The sequence below is a fragment of the Coleofasciculus sp. E2-BRE-01 genome (assembly GCF_040221695.1).
GTDB lineage: Bacteria > Cyanobacteriota > Cyanobacteriia > Cyanobacteriales > Coleofasciculaceae > Coleofasciculus.
On the sequence record NZ_JAVKEA010000162.1, the window covers coordinates 1 to 6,994 of the forward strand.

6 protein-coding genes are annotated in these 6,994 nt (G+C 46.0%); 4 read left to right on the forward strand and 2 right to left on the reverse strand.

Features of this window, described 5'->3' with window-relative positions; genetic code table 11:
- The first annotated feature begins 447 nt into the window (after positions 1-447).
- The 3 genes from RIG66_RS20255 (at position 448) to RIG66_RS20265 (ending at position 3,825) form a co-directional block, all read left to right on the forward strand.
- On the forward strand, positions 448-729 hold the full coding sequence (locus RIG66_RS20255; RefSeq protein ID WP_044207165.1) for an HU family DNA-binding protein: 282 nt from the start codon (positions 448-450) through the stop codon (positions 727-729).
- Between the two features lie 96 nt (positions 730-825).
- The gene (gene cobD, locus RIG66_RS20260; protein WP_446380547.1) at positions 826-1,962 is read left to right on the forward strand and encodes a threonine-phosphate decarboxylase CobD; all 1,137 of its coding nucleotides are present in this window, start codon (positions 826-828) and stop codon (positions 1,960-1,962) included.
- A gap of 147 nt (positions 1,963-2,109) precedes the next feature.
- A complete protein-coding gene (locus RIG66_RS20265; RefSeq protein ID WP_446380548.1) occupies positions 2,110-3,825 on the forward strand; it encodes a dihydrolipoyl dehydrogenase family protein in 1,716 nt (571 codons plus the stop codon).
- A 175-nt stretch (positions 3,826-4,000) separates the two neighbouring features.
- On the opposite strand, the gene RIG66_RS20270 is transcribed toward RIG66_RS20265, so the two are convergent.
- Positions 4,001-5,110 (reverse strand): S-(hydroxymethyl)glutathione dehydrogenase/class III alcohol dehydrogenase, encoded by a 1,110-nt coding sequence (locus RIG66_RS20270; protein WP_446380549.1) that lies wholly within the window; start codon positions 5,108-5,110, stop codon positions 4,001-4,003.
- A 475-nt stretch (positions 5,111-5,585) separates the two neighbouring features.
- Here RIG66_RS20270 and RIG66_RS20275 point away from each other — a divergent pair, with 475 nt between their 5' ends.
- Positions 5,586-6,188, forward strand: coding sequence for an esterase/lipase family protein (locus RIG66_RS20275; protein ID WP_446380550.1), 603 nt, complete (start codon positions 5,586-5,588; stop codon positions 6,186-6,188).
- A 60-nt stretch (positions 6,189-6,248) separates the two neighbouring features.
- On the opposite strand, the gene RIG66_RS20280 is transcribed toward RIG66_RS20275, so the two are convergent.
- Positions 6,249-6,677, reverse strand: coding sequence for a VOC family protein (locus RIG66_RS20280; RefSeq protein WP_446380551.1), 429 nt, complete (start codon positions 6,675-6,677; stop codon positions 6,249-6,251).
- Between the last annotated feature and the right edge of the window lie 317 nt (positions 6,678-6,994).

Sequence of the window (6,994 nt, forward strand, 5' to 3'; positions counted from 1 at the left end):
GTGGTAGGTGTTAGGTTTTTTAGCCTCCAACAGACACCCGACATCCGACATCCGACACCCGACATCCGACATCCGACACCCGACACCCGACACCCCACACCCTTGCTCAACCGAGCTTTTCACCTTAAGTTGACGCGGATGCACGTCAGTGCGCCCCTACAGAAGTCGGGGAGTTAATGCGCGTTTTTTCAGCACAGTTGGCGGAATAATTAAACGGTACGGTGAGTATTTATACTCAAAAATCCCGAAATCTACATAATTTAAAGGTTTCAACGTTCCATATCTGGCAATCAGCCATTAGAATAATGCAGTGAAACTTCGAGCCGGTGGGTGTTTCGGGCATTTTTCCCTGAAACTCCTGGTTCTGGGGGTCAAATACTGAACTCTAGACTAATGGGTTAGAGTAAGCGTTGACCTTTGATTCACGTAGAAATAAGGAGATTTATGATGAACAAGGGCGAATTAGTGGATAAAGTGGCGGAAAAGGCTGCTGTGACCAAAAAACAAGCGGATGCGGTGTTAACTGCGGCATTGGAATCAATTATGGAAGCTGTCTCTGAGGGCGATAAAGTCACCTTAGTTGGCTTTGGTTCCTTTGAATCGCGGGAACGCAAAGCCCGTGAGGGACGTAACCCCAAAACTGGCGATAAGATGGAAATTCCGGCGACGAAGGTTCCGGCGTTTTCTGCGGGTAAGCTGTTCAAGGAACAAGTTGCCCCTCCCAAGTAAGGGTTTAGTTAAACCTGATTGGTGAAGATAAGAGAGAATGTAGAGACGTAGCATGCTACGTCTCTACATTCGGCTGATTTTGAGGAGATGTGATCCTTGAAACGACCCATTCACGGGGGAAATCTAGCTTGGGCAGCGGCGCGGGCAGGTTGTTCCCCTTCCCTGATTCTGGATTTTTCGGCGAGTATCAATCCTTTGGGACCGCCAAAATCTGCGATCGCGGCGATTGAGTCTCATCTAGATGACTTAGTGGCTTACCCGGCACCGGATTACTACCCGTTACGGGTGGCTCTGAGTCAACTCCATCCCACGCTGAACCCTGACTGGATTCTACCGGGGAATGGCTCGGCTGAGTTGTTAACCTGGGCAGCCAGGGAACTCTCAGAACTGGAGGAAACGATTATTTTGACTCCAGCCTTTAGTGACTACCAACGAGCGCTGAGGGCGTTTAATGCCAGAATCAGGGCGTGTCTTTTATTCGGGGAAGATGAGGGAGTTGTCTCAACACTTAGTCAGGGCGGGTTTTGCCCAAAGGTTATTATCAATAGCCACAACAAAATCCCTAAACCCGCCCCTACATTAGGGCTTGTCTTTGGCAAACGTCAGGGTTTGCTGCTGAATAATCCCCATAATCCGACGGGTCAATTATTCGACCAAGCCAGCCTGCTGCCTTATTTGGAACAATTTGCCCTTGTGGTTGTTGATGAAGCCTTTATGGACTTTTTGCCACCGGATCAGCAGCAAAGCCTGATTCGGTGGGTGCAGGATTATCCCAATCTGGTCATTTTGCGATCGCTAACTAAATTCTACAGCCTTCCTGGACTCCGTTTAGGTTATGCGATCGCTCATCCTGAACGGTTACAACGCTGGCAACAGTGGCGTGATCCTTGGTCTGTAAACGTCCTGGCTGTGGCGGCTGCTATTGCTGTGGTACAGGATCAGGCATTTCAACACCAAACTTGGGACTGGCTACCCGCCGCGCGATCGCATCTGTTTCAAGGGTTATCATCGTTACCAGGGTTCCATCCCTATCCCAGCGCGGCTAACTTTCTACTGGTACAGTCAGAACACTCCTGTTCCCAACTGCAGGAACACCTACTCAAGCACCATCGTATTCTAATTCGGGATTGCTTGAGCTTTCCGGAATTAGGCGATGGTTATTTTCGAGTCGCGATTCGGACTCAATCTGATAATCAATGTTTATTAGATGCTTTGAAAGATGTTATGAGTTAGGATTTATGAATCGGAATTATATTTTTTTAACGCAGAGGTACGCAGAGGTTAGCGCAGAGGTACGCAGAGGAATTGGGAGTATTGGGGTAAAAAGTTTATAGAATTGGAGAAATAATCGGGAACGATACGACAAATGACAAATGACAAATGACAAAAGATTATGACCTTATTGTAATTGGTAATAGCAGGGCTGGCGCTTATGCTGCCTTGGCTGCGACTCAATTAAAGGCTCGTGTTGCCTTGATTGAACTAGAAAACCTCCAGAGCAACTGGTTAGGTCAAGAAGCGCTTTACAATCAGGCATTGATGCAGGTGGGGCGAGTTCTTCAGCAAGTACGGAAAGCACCGAAATTTGGAATTAATCCGGCTAGAAATTACTCAATTCCCGATACGGCTGAGTTAAAAAAACAGTTAGTTAAACAATCAGGGGAAGTATATAGAGACGAGCAATGGCAAGTCGGGGAAGCAGAGAAAGAGGATACTATAACGTATCTGAGTCCTCTTGAGTCAACCGCCCACTTACCTACTGTAGAAATTCCTGACGCAATGGCATGGGCAGAGATGGTGGTTTCTACCTGTTCTGAAGCGACTTCTCCCGCAATTTTGGCATCCTTCGGTGTAGATATAATTTCTGGCAATGGAGAGTTTTGTCGCTTACCTCACCTGGGCTTTGTTATCAATAATCGGCGCTTGCGAGCAAGGGCGTATCTGATTGCAACGGAATCTTGCCCAGAAATTCCTGATATTGATGGGCTAGATACAATAAGTTACTGTACTCCAAGAAATATTTGGCAGCATATAGCAACCTATCAGGGTACATCTAGAGGCAAAATTATCGAGACGGGTTTGACTGATACCGTTCCTCAAGAAACCGATAAAGTAACGAAACCTAGTCCTCAAGGAAAACCGGAGAACCTAGAAGAAACTATTCCATTTCAGTTACAGAAAAATTGGTTAGTTGTTGGTAGCACTCCCAATGCTATCGAACTCGCTCAAACATTAGCGCGGCTGGATTGCCAGGTGACACTGGCGGTGAGTGAAGCCCTTATTTTTCCCCAAGAAGACTCAGAGGCGTCGCGTCTGGTGCAAGCGCAATTAGAAGCCGAAGGAATTCATGTTTTGACTCAAAGTCCGGTGACTCAGGTAAAGTGGATTGAGGGAAAAAAATGGGTGCAAGTGGGAAATCGAGCAATTGAAACTGATGAAATTTTGTTGGCGACGGGTCAAACGCCTAATATTGAATCGTTAAATTTAGCAGGGGTTGGGGTTAAGTTTTCCCAAAAGGGGTTGAAACTTAACCAAAAACTGCAAACTACTAATCCCCGTATCTATGCTTGTGGTGATGTGATTGGCGGTTATCAATTTGAGCATATTGCCGAATACGAAGCCAGTATTGCGATAAAAAATGCTTTGTTTTTTCCGCGATGGACTGTGGATTATCAGGGACTTCCTTGGGCAATTTTTACTGATCCAATCTTAGCACGGGTGGGGTTAACGGAAGTGCAAGCCAGACGGCGTTATGGCAAGAATGTTTGGGTGGTGCGACAGTATTTCAAGACTTTGGATAAGGCGCAGATTTTAGGGGAAACGACGGGATTTTGTAAACTGGTGCTGCGTCAGAATGGGACAATTTTAGGTGGATTAATCGTGGGAGCAAATGCTGATGAATTAATTGGTGCGATCGCGCTACTAATTCGCCATAAAATTAAAGTGGGTTCACTGGCTAAAATGCCGCAAGCTTCGCCTACAATGTCAGAGATTCTTTATAAAACGGCGCAGGAGTGGCAACGTCAACGGTTAGAGGGTAATAAGATGTTACAAAATCTACTGGAAGGCTTTTTTAACTGGCGACGGAAGTGGTGAGTTGATGCAGACGAATGTAGCATCGCTCATAAGTATGGCATCATCTTGCTCAGGGACAATGTACCCTTGCTCCCCCAGCTTCCCCAGCTTCCCCAGCTTCCCCAGCTTCCCCATCTCCCCCTCACCTCACCACTTATTCAGCAGCCCCTACAATAGTGGGTTTTTACGCTCTGCCTTAAAATGTAACCACGCTGCGGATGGATTCGCCTTGGTGCATTAAATCAAACCCTTCATTTATTTTTTCCAAGGGCATGACATGGGTAATTAAATCATCAATATTAATCTTACCCTCCATATACCAATCCACAATTTTTGGAACATCAGTGCGTCCCTTTGCGCCACCAAAAGCTGTTCCTTTCCAAACCCGTCCAGTTACTAATTGAAAGGGACGAGTACTAATTTCTTGTCCGGCGGCAGCTACTCCAATAATCACACTCACGCCCCATCCTTTATGACAACATTCCAAGGCTTGGCGCATCACATTAACATTACCAATGCACTCAAAACTATAATCGGCTCCACCTTTAGTTAACTCCACTAAATAAGGAACTAAATCTCCCTCGACTTCACGGGGATTAACAAAATCCGTCATGCCAAATTTTTCTGCCAATTCCCGTTTATCTGGATTAATATCAACGCCAACAATTTGACTCGCGCCTACCATTCGCGCCCCTTGGATCACATTTAAGCCAATCCCACCGAGTCCAAATACCACAACTCTGGAACCGGGTTCAACTTTGGCGGTATTAATCACCGCACCAATTCCCGTGGTTACGCCGCAGCCAATATAACAAACCTTCTCAAAGGGCGCATCTTCGCGAATTTTCGCCACGGCAATTTCTGGTAATACGGTATAGTTGGCAAAGGTAGAGGTTCCCATGTAGTGATGCAGCATTTTGCCATTACTTGAGAACCGACTTGTGCCATCGGGCATGACACCTCGTCCCTGAGTTGCCCGAATCGCCTGACAGAGATTGGTTTTGAAACTTAAGCAATACTCACAGTTCCGACATTCGGGTGTGTAGAGTGGAATCACATGATCGCCGGGTTTAACGCTTTTTACCCCGTTTCCAACCTCGACGACTACACCAGCACCTTCATGTCCTAAGATAGCAGGAAATAGTCCTTCTGGGTCTTTACCAGAGAGGGTATAGGCGTCGGTATGACAAATCCCTGTTGCTTTAATTTCGACCAGTACCTCCCCAGCTTTGGGTCCTTCTAGCTGCACAGTTTCAATGGTTAATGGTTTCCCAGCTTCGTAGGCGACGGCTGCTTTAACGTCCACGTTTTCCCTCCTGCTTTTTCCACTATCGTTTATTTAGCATAATCTGCGAGAAGCCTCACGGTCTAATCTTTGATTGACCGTGAGATGAATCGCCAGTTTATTATTGACAACTTGCTTTTTGCAAGCTATTATTAAGGATAAATTGTTTTTGTATTTGATTTACAAAGAAACCCAGCATCTCAGCTAAGCATCTCAGCTAAGGCGATTGAAATCGCAGCTACACAAACATAGGCGAAGCCTTCCCGAAGGGTAGTCCGCCTGCGCGGACTGGGTTATATAGCACTACGCAGACACGTTAGGACATCAGTTAATCCCAGTAATGACCTGATAACAGGCAAAAGGGAAATACAAACGGGTATCCTGATATAACTATACTAACCCCAACCCAGGGCAATAATTTCAGTAAAAACGATATCTAAATTATAAATTCTGCACAAAACAAATTGGTTGACAAATGACTAATGACCAATGATCAATGACAAACCCAGTTATTCTCGTTCACGGTATTTTTCGCACCTCATCAGTTTTCCGCAAACTCTCTCCCTACCTCAAAAAACAAGGTTTTTCCGTTTATACCCTTGACCTAAAACCAAATAACGCCACATTGGGTTTAGACCAAATGGCAGCCCAATTAGCTAATTTTATCAACCAAACATTCCCTCTCAACCAACCCATTGATTTAGTCGGTTTAAGTATGGGAGGACTCGTCACCCGCTATTATGTCCAGCGATTAGGTGGAATTGACCGAGTGCAGCGTTACATTACCATTTCCGCCCCCCATCACGGCACATGGTTAGCCTACCTATTGAACCGTCGCGCCTGCACGCAAATGCGCCCAGGAAATCCTTTGCTAGAGGATTTAAACCGAGATGTTCAGATGTTAGAACGCCTCAATTTTACATCAATTTGGACACCCTGGGATTTTATTATTATTCCGGGTAATAGTTCACGAATGCCCGTGGGTCAAGATGTGAAAGTTCCCGTTTTAGCCCATGCTTGTATGGTGATTAATCCACACAGTATGCAAGCAGTAGCTTCGGCTTTATCCGAACCCTTTTATCAAATTAAGGCAAATTAGGTCTATAGTTCGTAGTCAGGGCTTTAGCCCTATTTTAAGGATAGGTGTCACCTCAAAACGTTAGCGATCGCCAATCGCCGTTAACTCGTGACTGCCGAAAATTGCCTCTGGATGAGCATAAAATTTAAACTCCATTAAATTATAAAAGGGGTCTTGTAAGAAAAAGGTGCGGTGTTCGGTCACATCACCTGGAAAGCGTCGCTTCGGTTGCTGATAGAATTGAAGCTGCTGCTGTTGGGCGCGATCGCATAAGGCTTGCCAGTCAGCTTCAGCGGTAAAAATCAAGCCAAAGTGACGCGGATAAATTCCTCGTTGTGGCGTTAAGGGTTCATCAGTGAGATGGGCTACCAGTTGATGCCCATAGAGGTTTAAAATCACCGCTTGACGGGTTTCTCGCCCAATGTCACAGCCGAGTCCTCTGCCATAATAGTCTTTGGTTTGCTCAATATCGCTAACGGGAAATGCCAAATGGAAGAGAATGGGATTCATCGCTACTACTTGAAGTTTTTCCTAATCCTATAATCACCCTAAACAGTTATTCATCGATCGCATACCCGAAACTGTCGCCTACGATACACCCGGCAACGTCCTCTTAACCCTTAAGATACGCCATGGTGGGGTCAGGGCGGGTTTGGAACAAAGGTTATCATCAATAGCTTGCGCCAAGTCCCTAAACCATTGGTGTCAACTTAAGGTGAAAGCTCGGTTGAGCAAGGGTGTCGGGTGTCGGGTGTCGGGTGTCGGGTGTCGGGTGTCAGGATGGAATTGTCTGTTGGAGGCGAAAAAACCTCACACCTACCACCATT

Bases quoted from the DNA above. Each gene is read 5' to 3' on its own strand.
- RIG66_RS20265 (WP_446380548.1), top strand. From the start codon at position 2,110: ATGACAAAAGATTATGACCTTATTGTAATTGGTAATAGCAGGGCTGGC.
- RIG66_RS20280 (WP_446380551.1), bottom strand. From the start codon at position 6,677: ATGAATCCCATTCTCTTCCATTTGGCATTTCCCGTTAGCGATATTGAG.
- RIG66_RS20255 (WP_044207165.1), top strand. From the start codon at position 448: ATGAACAAGGGCGAATTAGTGGATAAAGTGGCGGAAAAGGCTGCTGTG.
- RIG66_RS20275 (WP_446380550.1), top strand. From the start codon at position 5,586: ATGACAAACCCAGTTATTCTCGTTCACGGTATTTTTCGCACCTCATCA.